This is a genomic window from Streptomyces griseobrunneus (genome assembly GCF_046713465.1).
Lineage (GTDB): Bacteria > Actinomycetota > Actinomycetes > Streptomycetales > Streptomycetaceae > Streptomyces > Streptomyces microflavus.
The window spans coordinates 3,866,991-3,893,039 of sequence record NZ_CP177080.1; the positions used below are offsets into that span (position 1 = coordinate 3,866,991).

Sequence of the window (26,049 nt, forward strand, 5' to 3'; positions counted from 1 at the left end):
CTCTGGCCTGCTGTGCACTCGGCAGGATTCGAACCTGCAACCTTCTGATCCGTAGTCAGATGCTCTATCCGTTAAGCTACGAGTGCTTGGCGTTCCGGGCTTTTCTGCCTGGTCGGCGTTGCGGGAACAACATTACATGACCTGCGCCGTGACGCGAAATCCATTGCTCACACCGCATCTGACCTGCGGAAACACCCTTCTGGGGCAATTCTCGACCGCCCCCTTGACCACCCTCCGCTCCGCAGCCCGCGCCGGGACGTGCCGGGAACGTGCACGGGAACGGCCGAAGCCCCGTGCCAGGGGCACGAGGCTTCGGGGTGGAGCGGAGGCGGAGGGATTTGAACCCTCGATGGGCTTTAAGACCCAAACCGCATTAGCAGTGCGGCGCCATAGACCGGACTAGGCGACGCCTCCTCCACACACCTCGCGCGGACGCGAGTGGTGCGTGCAGATGATGACACAGTCGAACGTCGTGCCACCAATCGCCGCTCACGTTACTAGCCATGCGGGGGCCAGGGCAAAGCACTTCGGCGTGGTGGCGCAACGTCCGGGCGGACGGCGCGTTAGAGAGGCGTGGGGGCTTCCGCCTCCGTCGGTCGGGAGCGGCCGGGAGCGGTCGGCCCGCCGCCCGCCACCCCACCGTCCGTCATCCGTCGCATCCGCCGCATCCGCGGTCGCCCGTGATGGCCCGCGATGGCCCGAGATGGCCCGCGGTCGTCTGCGATCGTCCGTGATGCAGAGATACAGGAGCCCGCATGCTGCGCCGTCTCGCCCTCACCGCCGTCGTATCGCTCGCCGCACTGTCCACCACCGCGCCCGCCGCGACCGCCACCGGTCCGGTGCCCTCCGCCCTGCCCACCGCCGGGCCCCTCTCCGCCGTCCAGCCCGCCCTCGGGCCGCTGCCCGTGCCGCTCCCGCCCCTGCCCTCCTTCCTGGAAGGCGGCGGCGGTGTGGGCCAGGAGAAGCCCGCCGAGCGGACCCGGCTCACCGTGACCGTCGAGCGTTCCGGGGTCGCCGGGGCCGACGGGACGTTCGAGCTGACCTGCGGGCCGACCGGGGGCACCCACCCGGAGCGGCAGGCCGCCTGCGACCGGCTCGCGGAGGCCGGCGCCACCCGGGCGGGGCAGGAGCTGTTCCGGGCGACGCCCGAGGGCACGATGTGCACCATGATCTACGGCGGCGACGCCTCCGCCCGCATCGTCGGATCGTGGGAGGGCCGGGCCGTGGACACCACCGTGACCCGGGGCGACGGGTGCGAGATCGCCCGCTGGAACAACCTCGTGCCGGTCCTCCCCGACCTCCGCTAGGCCTTCTCCGCCTCGCGTCCGGGCCTGTCCCGCTTCGCGTCCGCGCACGTCACAGGGTGCGCGGACGCTCACGTCATAGGCCGGTGGCGTACACCGCTTGCACAGAACCTTGGTGAGAGCTCCCCCTCATCCGCCGCCCCTGGGCCCTCCCCTGGCCTTAGACTCCTCCAGTGACAGTCTGCGGCCCGAGGGGCGAGACGGGGCCCACTGTCGGCAAGGTGCGGTAATCAGGGAGGAAGCGTCGTCGTGAGCAGCAGGCCATCCCGAGGCACTGCTCGCCTCGCAGCCATACTCGATGCCCTTCCGGACGGGCTTCTGCTCGTCAATTGCAACGGCACGGTCGTCAACGCCAACGCCATCGCCCTCGAAATGTTCGAGACCCCGGGCACCGCGCTCGTCGGTCGCGGACTGCTCGATCTGCTGCCGGAGTTCGACTCCAAGCTGATCCCGGGATCGATGCGCCGGCCCGAGGCTGCGGACGAGCAGGGCAGGACCAAGCCGACGCGCATGATCGCGCGGCGCACCGACCGGCACGAGTACCCCGTCGAGGTCACCAGCGCCAGCCTGGACAGCGGCCAGGCCGCCTACAACGACATCCACTCCAGCTACACCGGCGACGAGCTCCTGATGATCGTCGTACGGGACCTCTCCGGCACCGTCGACACCGAGGCCGAGCTGGCCCGTTCGCAGCGCCAGACCGAGATGATCCTGCGCGCCGCCTCCGAGGGCGTCGTGGGCACCGACACCGACGGGCGCGTCGTCCTCGTCAACCCCGCCGCAGCGCAGATCCTCGGCTTCCGGGCCAGCGACCTCGGCGGCCAGGAGCTGCATCCGCTGATCCTGCACTCGCGGGCGGAGGGCGAGCCGTTCCCGTACGAGGAGTCGCCGCTCGCCGACACCCTCAAGTCCGGGCGCAAGCACCGCGTACGCGGCCAGGTGCTCTGGTCCAAGAGCGGCGCCCAGGTGCCGGTGGACCTGACGACCGCGCCGGTACGCGACGGGGACCAGCTCGTCGGCGCCGTGATGACCTTCACCGACCGCAGGCCGTACGAGGAGCTCTCCGCCCAGCACTCGTCCGTCGTCGCCGAGCTGACCACGAGCCACTCCGACGAGGTCACCGCGCTGAAGGAAGCGCACGCCACCGAGCTGGAGGCGCTGAAGGAGGCCCACGCCGCCGAGGTCGCCGAACGGACCGAGCGGTACGAGGCCGAGCTGGCCGACCGCACCGAGCGGTACGCCGCCGAGCTGGCGGAGCAGGCCGAGCGCATCGCCGCCCTGAGCGCCCAGCACACCCAGCTCACCGCCGTCCTCGGCGGTTCGCTGCGCGGGCCCCTGGAGGAGCTGCGCGGTGAGCTGTCCATGCTCGCCGCCGACCCGGCCGGGCAGTTGTGGCCCGAGGCCAACCAGATCCTGCACCACCTCGCCGCCGGGTACGCCCGGATGACCACCCTCGTCGACAACGTGCTGGGGTACCAGCGTCTCGACGCGGGCGTGGAGGGGCTGCACAAGGCTCCCGCGCTGGTCGACGGGATCGTCACGGGCGGTATCGACGGGGCAGTCGAGCTGATCGGGCCCGGACGCGCCCAGTTCGCCGTGCACGCCCCGCCGATCGAGGCCGAGGTCGACGCGCGTCAGCTCGCCACCGCCCTCGCCCACCTGGTCGCGGATGTGGCCGGTGTCGACTCGACCGGCAAGACCCGGGCCGTCCCCGGGGGTGGATACGTCGACTCGACGGTCGTCGTGGCCGCCGCCCAGCGCGGTGACGTCGTCCGGATCGAGGTACGCGGGCCGTTCGCCGGGGGAGACCCGGTGCACGAGCCGATCGTGCGCGGCATCGTCCAGGCGCACGGCGGGGTGCTCCAGACCCACGAGATGCCGGGGATGAGCGGCAGCGCGTACGTCCTCGACATCCCGATCGGCGCCGGCTCGGGCGCCATCGCGCCTCCGGAGGTCCCGGTGGAGCCGTCCCCGGCCCCGGCCCCCTCCCCCGAGGGTGTCGGCGCGCCGGGCGTGACCAGTGGCGGGCGGCGCCGGGCGCGCCGGTCGTCGACCGACGCGTTCCTGGGCAGCCCCGGCGGTGCGCCCGAGGCCGAAGGTGCGACCGCAGCCGATGCGGGGGGCCAGGGCGACGGTCCCGCCGCCGCCGAGCCGACCGGGCGTCGCCGGGCGCGCCGCGGGCCCGCGGCCACCGAGGAGCAGGCGGCTCCCGAGCTGATCCCGGCCCAGCAGGGCGAGGGCTCCGGCCGCAGGCGCGGACGGCCCAGCCCGGCGGAGACCGGGGCGGGCGGGAACGGACCGGCGGAGATCGGTCCGCCGCAGATCGGGCCTCCTCAGATCGGCCCTCCCCAGGTCGGTACGCCTCGGACCGGTGCGCCGCAGGTCGGTCCGCCGCAGATGAGTCCGCCGCAGGCCGGTGTGCCTCAGACCGGTGTGCCGCAGATCGGTCCGGCGGGGCCCGGAACGTCGGGTACCGGGCAAGGTGCCGTCCAGCAGCAAGCCCAGCAGCAGCCGCAGCGGCAGGCCCTCGCGCTGACTTCTGCCGCTCCCTCCGCTCCCTCCGAGGGTTCCGTCGTCACCGCGGCCGAGGGTGCCCAGGGCGCCGGCGGCCGTCCCCAGCGCGGGCAGACCGTGCCGCCGCAAGGTGTCCCGGCGGACCCGCAGCAGCCGGTGCCGCCCACCGGGCGGCGGGCGCGGCGCGAGGGGGAGCACCGCCCGGCGCTCCCCGCCCTCGCGGCCGGCAACGGCAGCACGGGTCCGGAGCAGGGCCAGGGCGGCCAGGGCCGGCCTCAGGAGGAGGCGCACGCCCTCGGCCCGGCCCAGCAGTCCGGTGGGCGTCGGGCCCGCCGAGCGCTGGCCGCGGCCCAGGAGCGCACGGCCGCCGACGCCGGTCCGCGTACCGCCTTCGCCCTGCCCCCCGCCGACGCGGACCGGGCCCCCGACGCATCCCTTCAGGCTCCCGGCACCGCACCCCTGCCCGTACAGGCGCCCGGGTCCGCTCCGGTGCCCCCGACCGGCGACGAAGGCCACCACGAGCGCACCGCTCCGGAGGCCGGTCACACGCCACCGCAGGCCCATCCCGTGGCCGCGCACGCCCCGAACGCCCCGCACGCCGACTGGCCCGTCCCGGCCTCCGGCGACCGGGACGGCGTACCGCACTCCGGCCCCGACGCGGTGCCGGACGAGCAGCCCTGGGGTGCCGTACCGCAGGGCCCGGACGCCCCGCCGCCCGGCGCGCGGCCCGCGCCGGACGACCGTTCCTGGGGCGGCAACGGGCAGACCGCCCACACCACCGGCACCGCGGCCGTCCCCTCGGCGCACCAGCCGCTGCCCGCCGAGGAGCCGATGCCCGGTGGCAACCCGGACTCGACCCAGGGTCGGGCGTTCAGCGTGCGGACGCTGGGCCAGGGCGTGCCGTTCGCGCAGCACCTGACCCAGCAGCAGAACCCGCAGCCCGGCCAGGCCAACCAGGCCGGTCAGCCCAACCAGCAGCACCAGAGCCTCGGCGGTGCCGGCCGGCGCCGTAAGCTCGCCGCCCCGCCGGAGGGCGAGCGCGCCACCGCACAGCCGCCCGCCGGGGGCACCGACTCCGACGCTCCGGACCGGCAGCAGGGGCAGCACGGCGCCCCGGCGCCCCAGTCCGCCCCCGTCCCCGCCCCCCAGCAGCCCACCACCGCGGGCCCCGGCTCCGGCCAGCTGATGGCACCGCCGGTGGCCGAGGGGCGCGCCTACGCCATAGGGGCGCCCGACGAGGGTGCCGAGGGCCCGGAGCCGCTGGACGGCCCCGGTGGCGCGGTCGAGGTCGCCAACCGTCCGCAGCCCCGCCCCCTCGACGACGAACTGCCGCCCGAGCCGCTGGACAACCCGCGCCGGCTGCTCGTCTGGCCCGCCCCCGACGTACCGACCCAGCAGGCGCTCAGCGACCGGGGCTACCGGCCGGTGATCGTCAACTCCCGTGAGGAGGTCGACGCACAGATCGCCGCGTTCCCCGCCGCGCTCTTCGTCGACCCGCTGACCGGGCCCATCACCCGTACCGCGCTGCAGTCGCTGCGCCAGGCGGCCGTCGCCGCCGAGGTCCCTGTGCTGGTCACGGCCGGTCTGGGGCAGGCGACCCGGGAGGCCGCGTACGGCGCCGACCCGGCCGTCCTCCTCAAGGCCTTGGCCCCCCGGGACAGCGAGCAGCACCCGCCCCGGGTTCTCCTGATCGAGGAGCACGAGGAGATCGCGGCGGCGCTGGCGCAGACGCTGGAGCGGCGCGGGATGCAGGTCGCCCGGGCGGCGACCGACAGCGAGGCCGTCGATCTGGCGGGCCGGATGCGGCCGAACCTGGTGGTCATGGACCTCATGCAGGTACGCCGCCGTCGCGCCGGGATCATCGACTGGCTGCGGGCCAACGGGCAGCTCAACCGCACCCCGCTGGTCGTCTACACCTCGGCCGGGATGGACCCCTCGGAGCTGCCCCGGCTCGCCTCCGGGGAAACCGTTCTCTTCCTGGCGGAGCGGTCCACCAGCGACGAGGTGCAGTCCCGGATCGTCGACCTACTGGCGAAGATAGGGACCAACTAGGACGCCAGGACGCACGCACAACAGGGCGGGGGCGGTACGGATTTCCCGTACCGCCCCCGCCCTGTCCGCGCCCGCCCTTGTTTCACGTGAAACAAGGGAAGAACCGACGCCTCAGAGCTGCGTGACGTCCAGCTCCCCGGCCGCGTACTGCTTCCGGATCACCTTCTTGTCGAACTTGCCGACGCTCGTCTTCGGCACGGCGGCGATCACCGACCAGCGCTCCGGCAGCTGCCACTTGGCGATGCCCGACTCGGCGAGGAACGCCTTCAGCGCCTCGTAGTCGGTCCCGGTGGTGCCCTCCTTGAGGACCACCGTCGCGAGCGGGCGCTCGCCCCACTTCTCGTCCGGTACGGCGACGACGGCCGCCTCCGCGACATCCGGGTGGGCCATCAGCGCGTTCTCCAGCTCGACGCTGGAGATCCACTCGCCGCCGGACTTGATGACGTCCTTGGCCCGGTCGGTGAGGGTGAGGTAGCCGTCGGTGCTGATCACACCGACGTCACCGGTCTTCAGCCAGCCGTCCTCGCTGAACTTGTCCTCGGGACGCAGGTGCTCGCCGTCGGCCCCGCCGTAGTACGCGGCGGCGATCCAGGCGCCCCGGACCTCCAGCTCACCGGCCGACTCGCCGTCCCACGGCAGGTGCTCGCCCGCCGGGCCGACCAGCCGCGCCTCCACACCGGCCGGGAAGCGGCCCTGGGTGATGCGGTACGGCCACTCCTCCTCGGCGCTCAGCCCGGCGGGCGGGTGGGCCATGGTGCCGAGCGGCGAGGTCTCCGTCATGCCCCAGGCGTGGCAGAGCCGGACGCCGAGCTTGTCGTACGCCTCCATCAGCGAGGGCGGACAGGCCGCGCCGCCGATGGTCACGTTGGCCATGGAGGTGAGGTCGCGCGGGTTGGCGGTGACCTCGGCGAGGAGGCCCTGCCAGATGGTGGGGACCGCGGCCGCGTGGGTCGGGCGCTCGCGCTCGATCATCTCCGCGAGCGGGGCGGGCTGGAGGAAGCGGTCCGGCATCAGCATGTTGACGCCGCTCATGAACGTGGCGTGCGGCAGCCCCCACGCGTTCACATGAAATTGAGGGACTACGACGAGCGTGGTGTCCTTGTCCGTCAGCCCCATCGACTCCGACATGTTGACCTGCATGGAGTGCAGGTAGATGGAGCGGTGGGAGTAGACGACGCCCTTGGGGTCCCCGGTGGTGCCGGAGGTGTAACACATGGCGGCGGCCTGGCGTTCGTCCAGCTCGGGCCAGTCGTACGTCGTCGGGCGGCCCGCGATCAGCTCCTCGTACTCGTGCACGCGCGGCGCGACCCCGGCGAGCGCCGAGCGGTCGCCCGGCCCGGAGACGACCACGTGCTCGATGCCCGGCAGATGGGGCAGGAGCGGCACGAGGAGCGGCAGCAGCGTGCCGTCGGCGATGACCACCTTGTCGTCCGCGTGGTTGACGATCCAGGCGAGCTGCTCCGGTGGCAGCCGGAGGTTGAGGGTGTGGAGCACGGCCCCCATGGAGGGGATCGCGAGGTAGGCCTCGACGTGGACGGCGTGATTCCACATGAGGGTGGCGACCCGCTGGTCGCCGTCGATGCCCAGCTCGTCGCGGAGCGCGTTGGCAAGCTGGGTCGCGCGGGTGCCGATCTCAGCGAAGGTGCGTCGGTGCGGCTCGGGTTCGCCGGTCCAGGTCGTGACCTGCGACTTCCCATGGATCGTCATCCCGTGGTGCAGGATGCGGGTGACAGTCAGCGGTACGTCCTGCATGGTGCTCAGCACGGCGTCCTCCCGGTGGGCGCTACGCGGCAGTAAGGTTGCGCTGATTCTGCGCACATACCACGCGGTATGTCACTACTCGCGGGAGAGAATTCCTGTCCGGGGCACGTGGGTGGGCCTGTCCGGGGCACGTGGGTGGGCCTGGCGCGGTGGCCGTGTGGGGGAGCGTACGGAGTGGTCCCGGTCAGCGGACCGGTGTCAGCTCCGGGTCCTCACGGAGCTTGCCGAGGGCGCGGGAGACGGCGCTCTTGACCGTACCGACCGACACTCCCAGCACCTCGGCCGTCTGGGCCTCGCTGAGGTCCTCGTAGTACCGCAGGACGACCATCGCGCGCTGGCGGTCCGGGAGCTTGAGCACCGCGCGCCACATCGCGTCGTGCAGCGACTGCTGCTCGGCCGGGTCGGGCGCCGGGGCGCCGCCCTGCTCGGGCAGCTCCTCGCAGGCGAACTCGTCGACCTTGCGCTTGCGCCACTGCGAGGTCCGGGTGTTCAGCAGCGCCCGGCGGACGTATCCGTCCAGCGCCCGGTGGTCCTCGATCCGCTCCCACGCGACGTACGTCTTGACGAGCGCGGTCTGCAGCAGGTCCTCCGCGTCGCACGGATTCGCGGTGAGCGAGCGCGCGGTGCGCAGCAGGACCGGGCCCCGGGCCCGGACGTACGAGGAGAACGACGCGTACGGCGTGTACGCGTGGTGGCCGGCGGCGGTGGCGGTGGCCGCCCTGGAGGCGCCCGTGCAGACTGGCGTGGTCATGTACTCAACGCTAGGAGCGGAGCCCGCCCGGGGGATCGCCCCCAGGTCCCGAAGCGCCGTCCGCCTCAGGTTGTAGGGGCGGCTCACCCTCCACCTCCTGAAGGTGGACGGGCCGTCGTCCGGCCTTAAGGGTCCCGCCGCCCCTCCGTAAGGGTCCGCGCCCGACTGCGTCCGGGATGGTCACCCGTCCGCCCCGAGGATCAGTCCGGACGTCGGCACCCCCGTACCGGCCGTGACCAGGGACCTCGCCGCCCCCGCCACCTGGTTCACCGAGGTACCGCGGATCTGCCGGACGGCCTCGGCGATGCCGTTCATACCGTGGAGGTAGGCCTCCCCCAGCTGACCCCCATGGGTGTTCAGGGGCAGCGCGTCCGCCGCGACGAACGCCCCGCCCTCCCCCGGACCGCAGAAACCGAACTCCTCCAGCTGCATCAGGACGAACGGGGTGAAGTGGTCGTAGAGGATGCCCACATCGATGTCGGCCGGGGCGAGACCCGAGCTCCGCCAGAGCTGCCGGGCGACCACACCCGTCTCCGGCAGGCCGGTCAGCCCGTCCCGGTAGAAGCTCGTCATCTGCTCCTGCGACCGGCCCGCCCCTTGCGCGGCCGCCACGACGACGGCGGGCGGCCGGGGCAGGTCGCGGGCGCGCTCCACGCTGGTGACGACGAGGGCCTGGCCGCCGTCGGTCTCCTGGCAGCAGTCCAGCAGCCGCAGCGGTTCGACGATCCAGCGGGAGGCGGCGTGGTCGGCGAGCGTGATCGGCTTCCCGTGGAAGTACGCCGCCGGGTTCCGCGCCGCGTGTTGCCGGTCGACCACCGCCACGTGTCCGAAGACCTCCGGTCCGAGGCCGTACGTGTGCAGATAGCGCTGGGCCGCCATCGCCACCCAGGAGGCGGGGGTGAGCAGCCCGGACGGCAGGTTCCAGCCGAGCGCCGCGCCCTCGGCGGTAGGCTCGCGCCGCTGGACACCGGAGCCGAAGCGGCGGCCGGAGCGCTCGTTGAACGCCCGGTAGCAGACGACGACGTCGGCCACCCCGCTCGCCACCGCGAGGGCGGCCTGCTGGACGGTGGCGCAGGCCGCGCCGCCCCCGTAATGGATGCGGGAGAAGAACGACAGCTCCCCGATGCCCGCCGCCTGGGCGACGGTGATCTCGGGGCTGGTGTCCATGGTGAAGGTGACGAGGCCGTCGACGTCGGCGGGGGTGAGACCCGCGTCGTCGAGGGCGGCGCCGACCGCTTCGACGGCGAGCTTCAGTTCGCTGCGGCCGGAGTTCTTGGAGAACTCGGTGGCCCCGATGCCGACGACGGCCGCCTTTCCGCCGAGGGTGTCGGGCCTGCGGATGCTCATGCGCCGCCTCCCTCGGTGATGGCCACGGTGACCTTTCCGGTGACGTGACGCCCTATACGGTTGTCGCCGGTGACCGCGACCTCTACAAGGGCCTGGTTTTCGCCTTCCAGGGCCACGATGCGACCGGTCAACCGGAGCACATCCCCGGGGTGGTTGGGGGCGCCGAGCCGGATGGCGACCTTGCGGAGGGCGGCGGCGGCCCCGAAGTGGTCGGTGATGTAGCGGCCGACCAGCCCGTTGGTGGTGAGGATGTTCATGAAGATGTCCGGTGAGCCCTTCTCCCGGGCCAGTTCGGCGTCGTGGTGCACGTCCTGGTAGTCGCGGGAGGCGATGGCACCCGCCACGATCAGGGTGCGGGTGACGGGGATCTCCAGAGGCGGCAGCTCGTCGCCGACGCGGTAGGCATCCGTCATGACGTCCCCTCCATCCGGTCGCTGCCGATCAACAGGCCCAGCTCCTGCAGGAGTTCGGCACCGCACCCCAGGTAGGCGTCGAGCTGACGCCCCCAGAGGAAGTGCCGGTGGACCGGATGGTCGAGGTCGGCCCCGGTGCCGCCGTGCAGATGCTGCCCCGCGTGCACGACCCGCCGACCCGCCTCCGATCCCCACCACGCGGCCGTCAACGCCTGAGCCGCGTGATCAAGTTGCTGATCGCGGCGCCAGGCCGCCTCGTACGCCGTGACCCGGATGGCCTCGGTGTCCATGTGGGCGTCGGCGGCGCGGAGCAGGACGCCCTGGTTGGTGGAGAGCGGGCGGCCGAACTGCTCCCGGGTGGTGGTGTGCTGGACCGCACGGGCGAGGGAGCCCGCGCAGACGCCCGCCTGGAGCCCGGCGAAGGCGGTGCGACTCGCGGCGAGGACCGCGGCGCAGGCCCCCGGGCCCGTACCGAGGGACTCTCCCCGTACGCCGTCGAGGACGAGCCGCCCCGCCGACCAGGGCGCGGTCGTCTCCACGGGCACCACGGTCACCCCCGGCGCCCCCGCCTCGACGATCCACAACTCCCGCTCGGCATCCGAGACCAGCACATGGGTGGCGTCCCGCAGCCACGGCACCCAGGGCGCGACCCCGTACAGCGCCCCGCCCACCGCTGTCACGCCGCCTCGCGCCGGGAAGGCCCCGGTCGCCACCGCCGTACCGTCGCGCAGTCCGGGCAGCAGGCGCTCCCGCTGCTCCTCCGTACCGTGCTCGGCGACCGCGAGGAGCCCGTACACGCAGGTCACGGCCAGCGGGACCTGGGCGGTGGTGCGGCCCTGTTCCTCCAGGAGCAGGACCAGACCGAGGAGCCCGATGTCCTCGACCGCGCCGGGCAGCCCGGCCGTGCACAGCTCCTTCCACAGCCCGGCGTCCGTCCCCGTGCCCGCTGCCACCAGCCGCTCGTGCGTCGACAGGTCACCGAAGATCCGCGCGGCCAGACCCTGCGCCGCGGCCTGCTCCTCGCTCGGGGTGAAGTCCATCTCAACCGCCTTCGCTCGCCCGGAAGACCGGAAGTTCCAGATCGGGGTCCGTACGGAGGAACTCCAGCCGTACGGGCAGGCCGACGCGGACCTTGTCGTACGGCACACCGGTCACGTTGCCGACGATGCGGACGCCCTCGGTGAGCTCGATGAGCGCGACGGCGTACGGTCCGCCCTCGCCCGACGGGTCGAAGGCGGGGAACGACGGGTGGTGCATCACGACATGGCTGAAGACCGTGCCCTCGCCGCTCGCCTCGACCGTGTCCCACTCCTGGCCGGCACAGGCGTTGCAGCCGGGGAGCCAGGGGAAGCGGAGGGTGGCGCAGCCCGTGCAGCGCTGGATGAGAAGGCGGTGCTCGGCGACCCCGGCCCAGAATCCGGCGTTGTCGCGGTTGATGACGGGCCGGGGGCGGAGGGACGGTTCCTTCTCCGGCTCGGCGGTTTTCCGTTGCGCGGTTTTCCGTTGCGCGGGGTTCCGTTGTGCGGGCCGGTACTTGAGGATGCGGAAGCGGTGCGTTCCGGCGAGTTCGCCGTCGGCGTGGACGTCCATGCGGGTGGTGACGAAGTACCCGGTGCCGAGCTTGGTCGTCTTGCGCCGGGAGACGGACTCGATGACGGCGTCGAAGGTGATCAGGTCGCCGGGGCGGAGCGGCCGCAGATACTCCTGCTCGCAGTCGGTGGCGACGACGGAGGTGTACCCGGCGCCGTCGAGCAGTCTGAGTATCTCGTCGTACGCCGCCGAGCGGCCGGTGCCGTCGTCGGGCTCCGGGTCTGCGGAGAGGCCGCGCATCGTCCAGACCTGGAGCATGGTCGGCGGGGCGATGGCGTCGGGCCCCCGGTAGGCGGGCGAGGTGTCGCCCATGGCCTCGCACCAGTGACGGATCATGGGCGCGTTGACGGGGTCCCGGCCCGTGCCGGCGGTGGCGGCGGGGCGGCCGGCGTAGGCGCTGAGCCGTTCGTACAGCTGATCCGAGGCCTCGGCCCCGTGCGACGGGGAAGCTTCCGGCGCACCGGCCTGCCCCGCCCGGGTGCCCGGCTTCACCGCTTGCCCCGCGTCATCCCGAGCCGCATGGTCGCGACGATCTCGCGCTGCACTTCGCTGACGCCGCCCCCGAAGGTGTTGATCTGCGCGGCCCGGTTCATCCGCTCCAGCTCCCCACCACCCCCGCCATTCCCTCCAGCGCCGTCCGCTCCGAAACAGCCGGGCGACCCGCCCCGGAGGAGGGCGGCCTCCCCCACCACCTCCTGGCACATCCGGTAGACCTCCACGGCGCTCTCGGTCCCCGCGAACTTCACGCCGCTCGCCTCGCCGGGGGCCAGCGCGCCCGCCCCCACGGCACCGACCAGCCGCCAGTTGAGCAGCCGGGTCGCCGCGAGCCGGGCGTACGCCTCCGCGAGCCGGGCGCGTACCCACGGCTCGTCGATCCGGCGGCGCCCTGTCGCGGGGTCGGGGGTACGGGCGTGGGCGAGGGCCTCCTCGTAGAAGTCCTCGGCCTGCATGCCGATGGCGGCCAGGGCGACGCGTTCATGGTTGAGCTGGTTGGTGATGAGCCCCCACCCCTCGTTCTCCGCACCGACGAGGTTCGAGGCGGGAACGCGTACGCCGTCGTAGTACGTGGCGGTCGTCGTCAGCCCGCCCACCGTCTCGATGGGCGTCCAGGAGAAGCCGGGATCGTCGGTGGGCACGAGGATGATCGAGATACCGCGGTGCTTGGGGGCGTCGGGGTCCGTACGGCAGGCGAGCCAGATCCAGTCGGCCTGCTGGGCGTTGCTGGTGAAGATCTTCTGCCCGTCGATCACCCAGTCCTCGACGTCGTCGCCGTCGCGCACGGCGCGGGTGCGCAGCGCCGCCAGGTCCGTACCGGCTTCCGGCTCGCTGTAACCGATCGCGAAGACGAGGTCACCGCTGAGGATGCGGGGCAGGAAGTACGCCTTCTGCTCCTCGGTGCCGTACCTCATCAGGGTCGGGCCGACGGTGTTGAGGGTGACCATGGAGACGGGGGCGCCGGCCCGGTACGCCTCGTCGAGGAAGACGAACTGCTCGTCGGGGCCCCGGCCCTGTCCGCCGTACGCGACGGGCCAGCCGAGACCGAGCATGCCATCGGCGCCGATCCGCCGGAGCAGCCGCCGCTGCTCCCCCGGATCGTCACGCCACTGCCCTCCGCCTCCTCCGGGCAGCACGGCCGCGAAGTACGCGCGCAGTTCGGTACGGAGCTGCTGCTGGCGCTCCGTCGGGGCGAGGTGCACGGCGGACCTCCAGGGGCACGGATCACGGCGACCGAACAGTTTCTGACTGTCCGTCAGATCCACTCCCCCTGTCAAGGGCCGAGGACAACGCCGACAGCCCGCACGGAGCACCGAAGTGCCGCCGCACGGGCTGCTGTTCGACGACCGGAACCCACCCCCCGGAAGGTCCCGGACGTCTGATCACCGAGGAGGCGTGGCCGCCGGGATCATCACCAGAAGAACGGGGTGAAGTTCACGTCGACGCTGTGGTCCGACTGGTCGATGGCGGTGAAGGCCGAGCCGCTCACCTGGGCCGAGGTGTTCTGGTTCGACGCACCGGAGCCGACGGCCTGCTGCTGCGTCGTCGAGGAGTTGCCTGTGTTGTTGCCGCCGACGCCACTGCCGCCGATCGTCGCCACGGCCGCGTTCGATCCGTCGTTCGCGAAGGAGCCGTTGTCCGCCAGGGCCACTCCGCCGCAGAGGGCGATGGTGAGGGGCAGCGCGGCGACTGCGGCGAGAACACGAGCGGTACGGATGCTTGCCATGTCAATTCCTCCAGGAACCGGAAGTCCGGCTTCAGTTGGTTCATGTGCGGCTGGTTCCGGGGAAGTTGGCCGACCGCCCCGGTGCTGGTCACGACGTCGCGAGACCAGAGTTGCCCAGCGCATCCGCGTCGAACCATGCCGTGCCACCTGATTCCCCCGCAAGCATGAAGAAGAGGCGATAAACCTTCTATGGGCCGGAAATGCCCAGTCGGGCGATATGGCCACACCACCCGCTGCCCCGCAAGGGAAGAAGCGCCACCGGGGCCCTCCCGGCAGCCGGACCAGGACGATGCCGTGTTGATCGAATCGTTGCCCCGTCGCGTACAACCGCGCACCGCCCTCCCCTGTCCCACAGTCAGCCGTGAGGACCAGCCTCTGGCCGGTGCGCCGACGCGCTCCCGGTCCTGGCTACAGGGGAGAGGGCGGGGTTCAAGGGGATGGGGAAGACGATGTGGAGAGCGGCGGTGGCCGGTGGAGCGGCGGCCGTGCTCACAGCGATGGCGGCGGTGCCGGCCGGTGCGGCGGAGGGCGGGGTCGCCTTCTCCCGGGTCACGGTGAACGGCGGGAAGCCGATCGTGATCGGGGTCAAGGAGGAGGTCAAGGTGTACGTGACCTTCCGGATGACGACCAAGCTGAAGTACGACTCCGGACCGACGGTGTTCCCCTACCGGGGCAGGACCGACTCCGGGGACGAGCTGTGGAACACCATCTACAGCAGTGACTGCAAGGTGGTGAACAAGGCGAAGGGCATCTGCGACTTCGACGAATGGCTGCACATCGAGCCCCGGCACACCGACTTCGGGAACGAGGACGCCGGAACCTGGAAGACCGCCGCACGGGTCTACCTGCCCGGCGACGCTCACGACACCGATGACAAGAACCTGCCGTTGCAGGTCAAGCGGGCCACCCGCGTCACTGTCAACGCCTCGCCGGAGCCGGTCAGGAAGGGCAAGACCATCACCGTGACCGGGCGCGTCACCCGGGCGAACTGGGACACCCACGCGTACCAGGGCTACGCGGGCCGGTCGGTGAGCCTCCAGTTCAAGGCGGCTGGCTCCTCCTCGTACAAGACGATCAAGAAGGTGAAGTCGAGCGGCTCGGGCGCGCTCAGGACCACGGTGAAGGCGACCGTGCCCGGAACGTGGCGGTGGACGTACCACGGGAACACCACCTCCGGAGCGAAGTCGTCGACCGGGGACCACGTCGCCGTGCGCTAGCCACCACGAGACGGGCGCCCGCAGAACCCAGAGCGCGCTGCTCGGCCGGACCGGCCGAGCCGCGCGCGCAGTCGCGCCCCCCCCCCACCACCCCCCCCCCCCCCCCCCCCCCCCTCAGTCGCGCCCCCCCCCCCCCCCCCCCCCCCCCCCCCCCACCCACCCCCACTTCCCATATTCGAACTCATGTACGAAACTAGAACCATGGCCACCATCGACCGGCAGACCGCCACCCTGGCCCTCGCCCACGCCCTCGCCGCCGCCGGGCGCGGGCTCCCCGTCTTCCCCCTGTCCGCCACCAAGCTCCCCGCGCTGCGCTCCCCCCACCACGGCGAGCAGCCGCCGGTCCACTGCCGGGGCGAGTGCGGTCTGCCCGGCCACGGGGTGCACGACGCGACCACCGACCCCGCGGCCGTGCGCGCCCTCTTCGCCGCCGCACCCCGGGCCACCGGCTACGGCATCGCCTGCGGACGCGCCCCGCACCGGCTCGTCGGCATCGACCTGGACATCGACACCGCGCACGGCAACGACTCGGTGGGCGCACTCCAGCAGCTGGCGCTCCAGCACCTGTTCACGATCCCGCCGACGGTCACCGTGCTCACCCCGAGCGGCGGCCGCCACCTCTGGCTCACCGGCCCCGCCGACACCACGGTCCCCAACTCGGCCGGCCGCCTGGCCCCCGGCATCGACGTCCGCGGCAGCGGCGGCTACCTGGTGGGCCCCGGCTCGGTCACCGCCCACGGCCGCTACCGCCTGGCTCCCGGCACCGCCCACCTGCCCCCGGCCCCCTGCCCCCGCGCCCTCCTCCGCCTCCTCACCCCACCACCGCGACGCCCGGCCGGGGCTCCCGGCGGCACGGCCCCGACGGAGACTCCGGGCCGCCGGGGCGAGGGCCTGATCCAGTTCGTCCTGGCGGCCCACGAGGGCCAGCGCAACACCCGCCTGTTCTGGGCAGCCTGCCGCGCCTACGAACACGGCTTCGGCGACACCCTGGCCGACGCCCTCACCGCGGCGGCGGTCCGCACGGGCCTCACGGAGCAGGAGGCGCGTGCGGCGATCGCGTCGGCGGAGCGGCTGACGCGGGGGCGGGGCCACGAGAGGGACGGCCTGGCCTGACGGTCCGGACACCCGGCCGGGGGGCCTGCCCTGCCCGGCTCCCCCGGCCGGGCATTTTGCATGAAATGAGGTGACACCGGCGTGCCGGTGTCTGCCGTCACCTGGCAGGAGAACGTGCCAACAAGGCGGCACGCAGTGTAAGGGCGATCAACCCTCATGTACGGCGAACCCTGGCGAATGGATCGATCCGCCGGATACTTACCCGACCCGCGACAGCCTCCGCTACAGAGGCTCGGCCCTGCCCCTCCACGCCCCTTCTGCTTCATCGTGAAGCAGGGGGGACTGCGAGAGGCAGGAGGTGAGTTGATGGACCAGTCCGAGACGCCGAGTTGGTTTCGGCAGCACCGGTGGTGGATCCAGTTGACCCTGGACACCCTGGCCGTGGCTGGGACGATCGCGGGCTGCGTTGTGCCGTTCGCGCTCTGACCGTGCGCAAGTGGGCGACCCGGTCGGACGGGCTCAAGAAGTGGGCCCGGCCGATGAGTGCTCGACCGGGCCCACTGCCCGCACGGCCGGCCTGGTCCCGGGTGCATCCGGGACCAGGCCCCTGCCGCAACGGGAGCTCATTCCACTCTCGCGCCGACCCTAAGGGCCAAGCAGCGTACTGCAGAGGACTACGACCTACTACGGTCCACCGCAGTACGCCAGTTCAATGTAGCGGGGCCCCGACGGAAGCCCCCCGGCGTGCCGCGAATTCTCCCCCTTGTTAACCACCGCTAACACTAAAGGATCAAGAAAAACCCAAGGTCGCGGCAGGTATGGGGTGGCGAATCCTGGCGAATTCGTGATCTTGGTCTGCCCTGCTGGTCAACGCGTGGCCCCCAGCTCAGAGCACACCCTTGCCCACCGCCAGGTCCAACCGAGCCGCTTGGTGAAGCTCGTTCAAGGCACTGACGATCGACGAGCCCAGACCCATTCGCTCGATGCCGGAAACGCCGAAGGGGTTCCGAGCACACCTCAGCAGCGCCCAGAGCCGCTCATTGACCGCGTACGTCCAACGACGCCAGATGTGAGAAGCGTGAGGATTAAAGGGCCGATCCTGGCCCGCACATGGCGCACACGGCTTGGTCGGCACCGGGAATCAGGGCCGTGAGGTGAGACAAGGTGAGCGCAGAGGGCGGGCCTCCGGTTCGGAGACCTGCCCTCTGACCTGCTGCTTCTCTTCCTGGCGGTGGGTGTGGGATTTGAACCCACGGTGACATCGCTGCCACGACGGTTTTCAAGACCGTTCCCTTAGGCCGCTCGGGCAACCCACCCCGCGTCGGCGGCCCCGGGCCGTGATGGCCGATGGGCCGTCACGGGCCCGTGGGGCCGGTTCGACGCTTGGGACAGCCTAGCCGGTCAGCTGTCGCCCTCGCGCTGGCCCAGGGTGACTTCGGCGGTTGCCGTCTTGCCGTCGCGCTCGTACGTCAGGGTCACCTTCTCGCCGGGCTTGCGGGTCCAGATCTCGCCGATCAGGGTGGGGCCGCTGTCGATCACGGTGTCGTTGAACTTGGTGATCACGTCGCCCGCCTTGAGGCCCGCCTTGGCCGCCGGGCCGTTCGGGGTGACGGCGGGGGTGCCGGCCGCGCCCTCGGAGGAGATCGCGGCGCCGCCGGTCTTCTCCTCCATCGTCACCGTCGCGCCGATCACCGGGTAGACCGGCTTGCCCGTCTTGATCAGCTGCTCGGCCACGTTCTTCGCCTGGTTGATCGGGATGGCGAAGCCGAGGCCGATCGAGCCTGCCTGGGACTGGCCGAGGCCGCCGCCCGTCGACTGGATCGCGGAGTTGATGCCGATGACCGCGCCCGTCGCGTCCAGCAGCGGGCCGCCGGAGTTGCCCGGGTTGATCGAGGCGTCGGTCTGGAGGGCGCTCATGTACGAGTTCTTGCTGCTGGAGCCGTCCCCGGAGGCGACCGGGCGGTTCTTCGCGCTGATGATGCCGGTGGTGACCGTGTTGGACAGGCCGAAGGGGGCGCCGATCGCGATCGTCGAGTCGCCGACCGCCACGCTCTCCGAGTTGCCGAGAGGGAGGGGCGTCAGGCCCGCCGGCGGCTTCTTCAGCTTCAGCACGGCCACGTCGTAGCCCTGCGCCCGGCCGACCACCTCGGCCGCGTACTTCTTGCCGTCGGAGAACGTCGCCGACAGCTCGCCGGACTCCGCCGCGGAGGCCACCACGTGGTTGTTCGTGAGGATGTGGCCCTCCTTGTCGTACACGAAGCCCGTCCCCGTGCCGCCCTCGCCGTCGCCGCCCTGCGCGTCGATCGTGACCACGCTGGGGAGCGCCTTCGCCGCGACCCCGGCCACGGTGCCCGCCGGACGCTTGAGGTCCCTCGGGGTGTCCGATGCCGAGACGGTGGTCGAACTGCCGGAGGAGCCGTTGTCGTTGCGGTCGGCCGCCCAGTAGCCGAGTGCGCCGCCGACGCCGCCCGCGACGAGTGCCGCCACCGCGACCGCCGCGACCAGGCCGCCGGCGCCCCGACGCTTCCCGTTGCCGTGGGAGGGGTCGTGGCCGGGCTGCGGGGCGCCCCAGACCGGGCCGTTGCCGCCTCCGTTGCCGATGCCGCCGCCGTGCGTGTGGGCGGGGCCCCCTGCGTACGAGGGGACAGCGGGCGGGGGCGGGGGCCAGGATGCGGCGCCCGCGGGGGCCTCGGGCGCCGCCCCGTACGGGGAGTGCGGAGGTTGGTGGGGCTGCTGGGGGGTGTGGGGCTGGTGGGCGGCGGGGTGCGCCGGAGGGTCCTGGTGGGTGCCCGCGTGCGCCGGGGAGCCCTGGTGCGTGGGGGTGTGGCGCGGTGCGTCCGCGTGCGCCGGAGTGGGGGGCGCGATCGGGGCGGCCGGGGACGGTGTCCCCGTACCGGCGCCGTCCGTGGACCCGTCCCGTACGCCGTCCGCCGCCGGAGAGGCCGGGCGTGCCGGATCCGGCGCAGTCGCAGCCCCGTCCGCGGCCGGGTCAGGAGTGGTGGCCGGCACGGGAGGTGCGGGCGGAACGGACGGCACGGCCGGTACCGCGTTGCCCTCGGTGCCCTCGTTCTCGGTGCTCACAGCTCTTTACTCCTCGGTTCCACTCGGCATCCAGTCGGCATTCGGCAAGAAATCCGCTGTGCACGTGTCTGCGGTCAGCTTTTCCCACAGCACGTCGGGCCACTGTAAGCAGGACCTGTGCATCCGCACACCAATCTTTACATCAGACAAAACGGACCTCCAGGGTGACATGTGGTCTCCCACCCCCGTGGCGGTGACACCATGACGAGGGTGACCCACGCACGGCAGCGAAGCCCTCACACCTCGATCCAGGTCGTCGCCCATCGCGGGGCCTCCGACGACGCCCCCGAACACACCCTGGCTGCCTATCGCAAGGCGATCGAGGACGGTGCCGACGCCCTGGAGTGCGACGTCCGGCTGACCGCCGACGGGCACCTCGTCTGCGTGCACGACCGCCGGGTGAACCGTACGTCGAACGGGCGCGGCGCCGTCTCCGCCCTGGAGCTCGCCGATCTCGCCGCCCTCGACTTCGGCTCCTGGAAGGACCGCGAGGAGTCGCCGGACTGGGATCCCGTGCCGGGCGAGCTCACCTCCGTACTCACCCTGGAACGGCTCCTGGAGCTCTTCACCGAGGTACGGGCCACCGGGCGGCCGCTGCAGCTGGCAATCGAGACGAAGCACCCCACCCGCTGGGCCGGGCAGGTGGAGGAGCGGCTCCTGCACCTGCTGAACCGCTTCGGCCTGGCCGCACCACCGGCCGACGAGCCCTCGCCCATCCGCATCATGAGCTTCTCCGGCCGCTCCCTGCACCGCGTCCGGGCCGCCGCGCCCGCACTGCCCACGGTCTACCTGATGCAGTTCGTCTCACCCCGGCTGCGCGACGGACGGCTGCCCGCCGGTTCCCGGATCGCCGGACCCGGCATGCGGATCGTGCGCAGCCACCCCGGGTACATCGAGCGGCTCCACCGGGCGGGCCACCGGGTCCATGTGTGGACCGTGAACGAACCGGCCGACGTGGAGCTCTGCGCCGAACTCGGCGTCGAAGCGATCATCACCAACCGCCCGAAGCAGGTTCTGTCCCAACTGGGCCGCATTTAGCACACAACAGGCACGCGACCCACCCCGCGCACCCACCATGACGGGGAGTACACCGGCGCATTCGCTGCGCGTTCAGTCGTGACGAGTGCGTCACCGGCAGCCCCTTGGCCGGTTTCCGGTGCAGCTCAGTGGGGCATCCAACCCGTGGCGTGGGGCAAAGGAGGTCTCGGGGGTGGCGTTGGTGGTGGCACAAGAGGTGCCTGCGTCGTCGAGCATGGCCGTTCCCCATGGCCCTGCGGGCGTGGGGCAGGCACGGCACCGGATGCGTGAGCAGTTGCGCAGCAACGGGGTGTCGGACGCGGTCGTGGACGACGCTGTTCTCATTCTTTCCGAACTGCTCAGCAACGCCTGCCGGCACGGCAGGCCGCTGGGACACCACACGGATGTCGGTGACGGCGACATCCGTGCCGCCTGGCGCGTGGATACGGGCGGCGGGCTGACCGTGGAGGTCACGGACGGCGGAGGGCCCACCCGCCCGGTTCCGGCCACCCCCTCGGTGACGGCGCGCGGCGGCCGGGGGCTCAACATCATCAGTGCCCTGGCACAGGAGTGGGGTGTACGGGACGACTCCTCGGGCGAAGTCACCGTCTGGGCCCACGTCCCTTCCCCGAAGCCACCCGAGCTCGGCGCGGTCGGCGGGCTCACCGGGTTCGAAGGGCTCGACTTCTCCGACGTCCTCGACGACGCGAGCTGACGGGCCGACGAGCCGGCCGGCTGATCGACGGCTGATGGACGGCCGAAGCGGCGGTCCTGACGACGCCGGTCGGCGAGGGCGGCGGCGGACAGGGTGTGCGGCGGCGGTGTCGCGGGCGGCTAGGCTCGCGCCGAGACCGCACTGTCGCAATCGGGAGAATGCCCACCATGGCCAAGAAGCGCCCTCAGACCAAGGCCGGGAAGCAGCAGCTCAAGGACGGTGAGATCCCGGTCGTCGGGGCCCGTGAGCCCTGCCCGTGCGGTTCGGGCCGTCGCTACAAGGCGTGTCACGGACGCGCCGCCGCCCAGGCCGTGACCGAGCTCGTCCACCGCCCGTTCGAGGGACTGGCCGGCGAGTGCGACTGGGTCGCCCTGCGCGAGCTGGTGCCCGCCGCCACCGTCGGGCTGACGCTGAAGGGCGGGCTGCCCGAGGGCGTTCCGTCGGTGACACTCGCGACCGTTCTGCCGATGGCCTGGCCGGCCCTGCGCCGCGACGACGGTTCCGTCCTCCTCGCCCTCCAGAACGACACCTCCTCCGGCGACCTCAGCCGCGACCTCGCCGACACCCTCCAGCGCGCGCTGGAGGTGGAGCCCGGTACCCCGGTCGCCGCCCGCCGCGTGCCGGCCGACGGGCCGCGCCTGCAGGATCTGCTCGACGCGGACGCCGCGTTCGAGCCGGTCGTCCACACCGGGTTCGAGTTCTGGGTGCCCGACGCGGAGAACGCCACCCCCGAGGTGTCCGCCTCCCTGGAGCGCGCGAACGCCGCCGCGATCCCGACGGTGCTGCTCTCCGGCGTCGACTCCGCATACTGGTGCGAGACCCCGGAGAAGAACCACCTGCGCTGGGTCATGCCGCACCCCGAGGAGCAGCTCCTCGACGCGCTCGCCCGGCTGCACGCCGCCGGCACCTCCTCGCTCGGCGAGGACACCCGGCTGGTCGGCTCGTTCCGGGCGCACGGTCTGGTCGTCCCCGTCTGGGACCTGCCGAGCTCGATGGGGGCCGAGGCATGCGAGAAGCCGGCCGTCGCGTTCGCCGAGCGGCTGGCGACGGCGCTCGCCTCCGACGCCCCGCTCACCGCCGAGGAGCGCCGTGCCCGCGGCGGCCTCACCAACCGCCAGGTGACGCTCAGCTGACCCCGTCGGGAGCCGCTCCGAGTCGGTGACTCGCGTCACAACTCACCGTACTCACAAGTAAATCGCCGTCCCCATAGGCGAGATCGAATTTGCGAACGGCAGATCTCTTGTTACCGTTCTAGAAGCCCGGTCGCTGGTGCATCCCCCGTCGCCAGCGACCGGGCGTCTTCGTTTCCGGCTGCGGCCCGTACCGTCCGGCCCCCGGAGCCCCGCGCCCCCGCCGCCCGGAACCCCGCTTCCCCGGATTCAGTCCGCTGCGCCCGGCGCCCGGTCGGATCCGGCGCGCAGCAGCAACGGCGCCTCCTCCACCGGCCCCGCGCCCGCGTACTCCGCCACCGCCGCATAGGCACCGGGACCGCCCGCCGAGGTCCCTCGCGGGGTCTCGCAGCTGCCCGGCTCGTCGTGGGCCGCCAGGACGCAGTGCAGCTCCACGGTCCGCCCGCCCGGCCCCATCAGCGTGAGTACGGAACGGAGTTCGGCGCCGGAGGTGTTGCGGTAGTAGGCACGCGCCCAGGTCTCGCCGCCGCCGGTCATGACACAGGTCTGGGCCTCGATGCCCGCCGGCGAGGCCAGCTCGGGACCGCACCGGGCCGTACCGCCGGATCCGCTCGCACCGTCCACACTCATTCCCGACGGCGATGTCGACGATGTCGACGCAGATTTCGGCTGCGCCGGAGAAGAAGAATCGGCCTCATTCACGGACGGTTCATCAGAAAGCTTTTTTTCATGGCTTTCTGATGACCTGTCCGCAGATTCTTCGTCGGCCGGTACGGCATCCGGGGAACGCCCGGGATCCGCTGAAGCAACGATCGGAATCAGGCACGCGAACGCGACGACAGCCGTGAGACCGATCATGCGGAGATTCATGGTGGCGCCCCTTGCCGACCACGCGGGCAAGCCGACCGCGCGCGTATGTGGGGCGACGATATCGACGCGGGACACACGGCCGGGCCGTCCCGCACCCGTTCAACGCGAATACGGCCCGGCTCACACCCGAACGAGTGAGCCGGGCCGTCCGCCCCCGCCATAACACGAGAGACGTCCGTGCGCGGGTTCGCAGGACGTCAGTACGCGAGCCGGCTCCCGCCGTCCGGCGCGCTGGTGCTCGCCTCGACCAGGGCGTCCAGGACCGCCTCGACATCCGGCAGCCAAGGAGTCGCCGCCACCGGAGCGCCGCCGCCCCTGGCGGCCCGGCGGAAGACCGGGCCCGCCGGAGGCGAAGGGGCCCGCTCCCAGCGCACCTGGCCCGCGCCGATCTCGGACGGCGGCAGGACGAGATAGCCGCCCTCCCCGTGGAACCGGAGCGAGCTGGGCACCCAGTCCTTGCTGTACAGCAGCTCACCGAGCCGTTCCAGCGTGTACGGGGCCACCAGCAGCGACCACCGGGTCGGCGTCGCCACGACGGGGCCCAGCCGCATGCCCATGCGGTCGAGGGCGACCAGGGCCTTCGCCCCGGCCAGGGCGGGCAGGCTCACCGCGCAGGGGGCGCGGCCGCCGGTCGCCAGCATCACCGGGGCCGTGGGGCGGTTGCTCCACCACCAGCGCACCATGCGCTCGTCCGTGGTGGCCGCCAGCAGTGCGGGATCGAAGGGGTGTGCGCCGGGAACGGCGCAGTCGGGGTCGGGGCAGGCGCAGCCGAGGCCACGCCCGTCGCGCAGGGCGGCCGGCGCGGTTCCGGCTCCGGGGAGCACGGGCCACTGCCACGCGGTGGCGAAGGTCAGGGCCGCTTCGAGCCGGGCGGCACCCTCCTTGCGCCGGAGCCGGAGCCTGCGTCGCCTTCCGAGGATCTCGCGCATGAGCGCTCGTTCCTTTCCGTTGAACGCCGAGTCCACATGACGCCACGCGTGTGGGACACCGCGTGTACGTCTCTTCGCTGTGCGTACGTGCTCATAAGGTTCTGCGGTACGGGCGTGCCTTCGGTACCGAGCGTGAGCCGAGCCGAGCCGAGTGGAACCGATCCGAGTGGAACCGATCTGGGGTGGTGCCGAGCTGCGGGGAGCCGGGGGCGCCCGTCGGGCGCCTCGTGCCTGCCGGCCCGGGCCCGAACCCCGCCGCGTGGGGCGGGGGCGTGACCGTCACTGATCGCGACCGTCACGGGTAAGGACGTCCGGACCCGCTGTCAGGTTCCTGGGCGATCACATCCGCCCCTGAGCACCAGCCCTGGGCGTCCGCCCCGAGCATCCGCTCCGAGCGTCTGCCCTGAGCATCGTCGATTACGTACCCAGCCTGCCCGGAATGACGCCGCTCCTGGGCTTTCGCCCGGAGGAACCCTTGTAGAGCTGCCCCAGTCGACCGCAAATAGCTCCCGGAGGGTGCATTTTTCGGCCAAGTTGACTAACACTGGAGAGGCGCGAATCCGGCGAGCCTGCAGGGGACAATGCTGGACATCGGGTTACTTGTGCGTGTACATGTGGATGCATTGATAGTGGCGCAGAATCACATGGGGGTTTGCGATGCTATTCGACGAATCGCACCGGCCGGAAAGCTGGCTGCCATGAGCGCCCCACACCTGCCGAAAGTGGCTGGAATCGATCCGGAAGTTCCGGTTTCAACGCACACTCCCGCTCCTCTGAGAGAGGTTCCGGCAGCCCCCGGAGCCTTCATCCAGGACCGGCTCGCGGGCTGGGTCTCCGATCTCACGACGCTGCACGAACTCACCGAGCGGCTGGTCGGCACCGCCACCCTCGGCACCGCCCTGAACGAGCTGCTGTCCGCCGGAGCCGCCCTCGTCGGCGCCCGCCGCGGGCTCCTCGTCCTGGAACCGGCGGACGCCGGGACCCCGTCCACCACCCTCGGCCTCGGGCTCAGCCACGCCGATCTCGGGCACATCGAGACCTTGGAGCGCGGCACCACCGCCCTGGGCCGGGTCCTCGACGGACTCCCGGACACCGCGGAGGGCATCAGCAGCCCCGACCTGCTCACCGACAAGGATCTGGACCCCCGCCACCGCGAGGTCGCCACCCGGCTCGGCTACGCCGCCAGTTACGCCCTGCCCCTCGCCTCCGAGGCGGCCGGACGGCTCGGCGGTGCGGTCTGGCTCTACGACGAGCCCGGGGAGCCCTCGGAGAAGCAGCGCCACCTCGTCGGCCTGTACGCCCGTTACGCCACCGAGCACCTGGCCCGGCTGACCGAGCTGGAGCGGGCCCGCGCCGACATCGCCACCGTCACGGAGGAGCTGCTGCCCAGCCTGCTGCCCCGCATCCCCGGCGTACAGCTGGCCGCCAGGCACCGGACCGGCTCCAGGGGCGGCGGCGACTGGTACGACGCACTGCCGCTGCCCGAACACACGCTCGGGCTCGCCGTCGGCTCCGTGGGGGGATCGGGGGCGAGCGCGATGGCCGCGATGGGACGGCTGCGCGCCAGCCTGCGGGCGTACGCCGTGATGGAGGGCGAGGACCCCGTCGCCGTACTCTCCGATCTCGAACTCCTGCTGCGGCTGACCGAGCCCGCGCGGACCGCCACCGCCCTCTTCGCCTACTGCGAACCCGCCGCCCGCAAGATCGTGCTCGCCGGGGCCGGGCACACCCCGCCGCTGGTTCTCGGCGAGCGGCGCTGCGAGTTCGTCGAGACCACGCTCTCCGCACCGCTGGGGATGCTCGCCTGCTGGGAGGCGCCGAGCGTGGAGTTCTCCCCCGCGCCGGGAGAAACGGTGCTCCTCTACACGGACGGCCTGCTGCGACGCACCGGCGACCCGATGGACCGCGCCTTCGCCCGGCTGCACTCGGCCGCCGCTTCGGTACCGAAGGCGGGCCGGCACGATCCGGCCGCCGTCGCCGACCACGTACTGCACACGATGCTGCCCGACGGGCTCGACCGGACCGACTCCGCCGAGGACGTGGTCATCCTCGCCGCGCACTTCGACTGAGCGCGGACGCCTCTC

At 72.3% G+C, this 26,049-nt stretch carries 19 protein-coding genes and 3 tRNA genes; 8 read left to right on the plus strand and 14 right to left on the minus strand.

Annotated elements, in window-relative coordinates:
• Nucleotides 1–13 precede the first annotated feature (13 nt).
• Nucleotides 14–86 (minus strand) — tRNA-Arg (locus tag ACK8N7_RS17700).
• 237 nt (nt 87–323) lie between these two features.
• A tRNA-Ser gene (locus ACK8N7_RS17705) sits at nt 324–414 on the minus strand.
• A gap of 341 nt (nt 415–755) precedes the next feature.
• On the opposite strand from ACK8N7_RS17705, the gene ACK8N7_RS17710 reads away from it, so the two are divergent.
• Together ACK8N7_RS17710 and ACK8N7_RS17715 are read left to right on the plus strand one after the other, a co-directional pair.
• Nucleotides 756–1,307, plus strand: a complete 552-nt coding sequence (locus ACK8N7_RS17710) for an SSI family serine proteinase inhibitor (RefSeq protein ID WP_500443158.1) — start codon at nt 756–758, stop codon at nt 1,305–1,307.
• Nucleotides 1,308–1,553: 246 nt separating this feature from the next.
• The gene (locus ACK8N7_RS17715; RefSeq protein WP_500443159.1) at nt 1,554–5,870 is read left to right on the plus strand and encodes a response regulator; all 4,317 of its coding nucleotides are present in this window, start codon (nt 1,554–1,556) and stop codon (nt 5,868–5,870) included.
• Nucleotides 5,871–5,981: 111 nt separating this feature from the next.
• Here the strand turns inward: ACK8N7_RS17715 and ACK8N7_RS17720 are convergent, their stop codons facing one another.
• The 8 genes from ACK8N7_RS17720 to ACK8N7_RS17755 form a co-directional block, all read right to left on the minus strand.
• A complete protein-coding gene (locus ACK8N7_RS17720; RefSeq protein ID WP_355117276.1) occupies nt 5,982–7,634 on the minus strand; it encodes a long-chain fatty acid--CoA ligase in 1,653 nt (550 codons plus the stop codon).
• Nucleotides 7,635–7,815: 181 nt separating this feature from the next.
• Nucleotides 7,816–8,382 carry a SigE family RNA polymerase sigma factor gene (locus ACK8N7_RS17725; RefSeq protein ID WP_500443161.1) on the minus strand — a complete coding sequence of 189 codons (567 nt, stop codon included), beginning with the start codon at nt 8,380–8,382 and terminating at the stop codon, nt 7,816–7,818.
• A 180-nt stretch (nt 8,383–8,562) separates the two neighbouring features.
• Nucleotides 8,563–9,729: a lipid-transfer protein gene (locus ACK8N7_RS17730; RefSeq protein WP_403213826.1), complete on the minus strand. Its 1,167-nt coding sequence runs from the start codon at nt 9,727–9,729 to the stop codon at nt 8,563–8,565.
• The gene (locus ACK8N7_RS17735) at nt 9,726–10,142 is read right to left on the minus strand and encodes a MaoC family dehydratase (RefSeq protein ID WP_403213824.1); all 417 of its coding nucleotides are present in this window, start codon (nt 10,140–10,142) and stop codon (nt 9,726–9,728) included. The genes ACK8N7_RS17730 and ACK8N7_RS17735 overlap by 4 nt, the downstream gene beginning before the upstream one ends.
• Complete coding sequence (locus ACK8N7_RS17740) at nt 10,139–11,182, minus strand: acyl-CoA dehydrogenase family protein (RefSeq protein WP_500443162.1); 1,044 nt, start codon at nt 11,180–11,182, stop codon at nt 10,139–10,141. Before ACK8N7_RS17740 ends, ACK8N7_RS17735 begins: the two co-directional genes overlap by 4 nt.
• A gap of 1 nt (nt 11,183) precedes the next feature.
• Entirely contained in the window at nt 11,184–12,224 is a 1,041-nt protein-coding gene (locus ACK8N7_RS17745; RefSeq protein ID WP_500443164.1) for a bifunctional MaoC family dehydratase N-terminal/OB-fold nucleic acid binding domain-containing protein, read from the minus strand.
• Nucleotides 12,221–13,429 carry an acyl-CoA dehydrogenase family protein gene (locus ACK8N7_RS17750; RefSeq protein WP_500443165.1) on the minus strand — a complete coding sequence of 403 codons (1,209 nt, stop codon included), beginning with the start codon at nt 13,427–13,429 and terminating at the stop codon, nt 12,221–12,223. The genes ACK8N7_RS17745 and ACK8N7_RS17750 overlap by 4 nt, the downstream gene beginning before the upstream one ends.
• Nucleotides 13,430–13,638: 209 nt before the next feature.
• Nucleotides 13,639–13,953, minus strand: coding sequence for a hypothetical protein (locus tag ACK8N7_RS17755; RefSeq protein WP_031122608.1), 315 nt, complete (start codon nt 13,951–13,953; stop codon nt 13,639–13,641).
• A gap of 437 nt (nt 13,954–14,390) precedes the next feature.
• Here ACK8N7_RS17755 and ACK8N7_RS17760 point away from each other — a divergent pair, with 437 nt between their 5' ends.
• Nucleotides 14,391–15,170 (plus strand): hypothetical protein, encoded by a 780-nt coding sequence (locus ACK8N7_RS17760; protein WP_500443167.1) that lies wholly within the window; start codon nt 14,391–14,393, stop codon nt 15,168–15,170.
• Nucleotides 15,171–15,371: 201 nt separating this feature from the next.
• A complete protein-coding gene (locus ACK8N7_RS17765; protein ID WP_403213814.1) occupies nt 15,372–16,283 on the plus strand; it encodes a bifunctional DNA primase/polymerase in 912 nt (303 codons plus the stop codon).
• A 1,166-nt stretch (nt 16,284–17,449) separates the two neighbouring features.
• On the opposite strand, the gene ACK8N7_RS17770 is transcribed toward ACK8N7_RS17765, so the two are convergent.
• Both ACK8N7_RS17770 and ACK8N7_RS17775 read right to left on the minus strand, forming a co-directional pair.
• A tRNA-Ser gene (locus ACK8N7_RS17770) sits at nt 17,450–17,539 on the minus strand.
• Between the two features lie 85 nt (nt 17,540–17,624).
• Nucleotides 17,625–19,304: a S1C family serine protease gene (locus tag ACK8N7_RS17775; protein WP_500443169.1), complete on the minus strand. Its 1,680-nt coding sequence runs from the start codon at nt 19,302–19,304 to the stop codon at nt 17,625–17,627.
• A gap of 201 nt (nt 19,305–19,505) precedes the next feature.
• Here ACK8N7_RS17775 and ACK8N7_RS17780 point away from each other — a divergent pair, with 201 nt between their 5' ends.
• The 3 genes from ACK8N7_RS17780 (at nt 19,506) to ACK8N7_RS17790 (ending at nt 22,169) form a co-directional block, all read left to right on the plus strand.
• Nucleotides 19,506–20,342: a glycerophosphodiester phosphodiesterase gene (locus ACK8N7_RS17780; protein WP_031122604.1), complete on the plus strand. Its 837-nt coding sequence runs from the start codon at nt 19,506–19,508 to the stop codon at nt 20,340–20,342.
• Nucleotides 20,343–20,427: 85 nt separating this feature from the next.
• On the plus strand, nt 20,428–21,036 hold the full coding sequence (locus ACK8N7_RS17785) for an ATP-binding protein (protein ID WP_403213778.1): 609 nt from the start codon (nt 20,428–20,430) through the stop codon (nt 21,034–21,036).
• A 167-nt stretch (nt 21,037–21,203) separates the two neighbouring features.
• Nucleotides 21,204–22,169: a DUF5926 family protein gene (locus tag ACK8N7_RS17790; RefSeq protein ID WP_403213776.1), complete on the plus strand. Its 966-nt coding sequence runs from the start codon at nt 21,204–21,206 to the stop codon at nt 22,167–22,169.
• A gap of 246 nt (nt 22,170–22,415) precedes the next feature.
• Here the strand turns inward: ACK8N7_RS17790 and ACK8N7_RS17795 are convergent, their stop codons facing one another.
• Both ACK8N7_RS17795 and ACK8N7_RS17800 read right to left on the minus strand, forming a co-directional pair.
• The gene (locus tag ACK8N7_RS17795; protein ID WP_500443171.1) at nt 22,416–22,796 is read right to left on the minus strand and encodes a hypothetical protein; all 381 of its coding nucleotides are present in this window, start codon (nt 22,794–22,796) and stop codon (nt 22,416–22,418) included.
• Between the two features lie 437 nt (nt 22,797–23,233).
• On the minus strand, nt 23,234–23,965 hold the full coding sequence (locus tag ACK8N7_RS17800) for a bifunctional DNA primase/polymerase (protein ID WP_403213772.1): 732 nt from the start codon (nt 23,963–23,965) through the stop codon (nt 23,234–23,236).
• A gap of 581 nt (nt 23,966–24,546) precedes the next feature.
• Between ACK8N7_RS17800 and ACK8N7_RS17805 the strand changes: the two genes are divergently transcribed.
• On the plus strand, nt 24,547–26,034 hold the full coding sequence (locus tag ACK8N7_RS17805) for a PP2C family protein-serine/threonine phosphatase (RefSeq protein WP_500443173.1): 1,488 nt from the start codon (nt 24,547–24,549) through the stop codon (nt 26,032–26,034).
• Nucleotides 26,035–26,049: the final 15 nt, after the last annotated feature.

Coding starts and splice junctions, on each gene's coding strand:
- ACK8N7_RS17710 (WP_500443158.1), top strand. CDS start 756: ATGCTGCGCCGTCTCGCCCTCACCGCCGTCGTATCGCTCGCCGCACTG.
- ACK8N7_RS17725 (WP_500443161.1), bottom strand. CDS start 8,382: ATGACCACGCCAGTCTGCACGGGCGCCTCCAGGGCGGCCACCGCCACC.
- ACK8N7_RS17730 (WP_403213826.1), bottom strand. CDS start 9,729: ATGAGCATCCGCAGGCCCGACACCCTCGGCGGAAAGGCGGCCGTCGTC.
- ACK8N7_RS17735 (WP_403213824.1), bottom strand. CDS start 10,142: ATGACGGATGCCTACCGCGTCGGCGACGAGCTGCCGCCTCTGGAGATC.
- ACK8N7_RS17740 (WP_500443162.1), bottom strand. CDS start 11,182: ATGGACTTCACCCCGAGCGAGGAGCAGGCCGCGGCGCAGGGTCTGGCC.
- ACK8N7_RS17755 (WP_031122608.1), bottom strand. CDS start 13,953: ATGGCAAGCATCCGTACCGCTCGTGTTCTCGCCGCAGTCGCCGCGCTG.
- ACK8N7_RS17760 (WP_500443167.1), top strand. CDS start 14,391: ATGGGGAAGACGATGTGGAGAGCGGCGGTGGCCGGTGGAGCGGCGGCC.
- ACK8N7_RS17765 (WP_403213814.1), top strand. CDS start 15,372: ATGGCCACCATCGACCGGCAGACCGCCACCCTGGCCCTCGCCCACGCC.
- ACK8N7_RS17780 (WP_031122604.1), top strand. CDS start 19,506: ATGACGAGGGTGACCCACGCACGGCAGCGAAGCCCTCACACCTCGATC.
- ACK8N7_RS17790 (WP_403213776.1), top strand. CDS start 21,204: ATGGCCAAGAAGCGCCCTCAGACCAAGGCCGGGAAGCAGCAGCTCAAG.
- ACK8N7_RS17795 (WP_500443171.1), bottom strand. CDS start 22,796: ATGAGTGTGGACGGTGCGAGCGGATCCGGCGGTACGGCCCGGTGCGGT.
- ACK8N7_RS17800 (WP_403213772.1), bottom strand. CDS start 23,965: ATGCGCGAGATCCTCGGAAGGCGACGCAGGCTCCGGCTCCGGCGCAAG.
- ACK8N7_RS17805 (WP_500443173.1), top strand. CDS start 24,547: ATGCTGGACATCGGGTTACTTGTGCGTGTACATGTGGATGCATTGATA.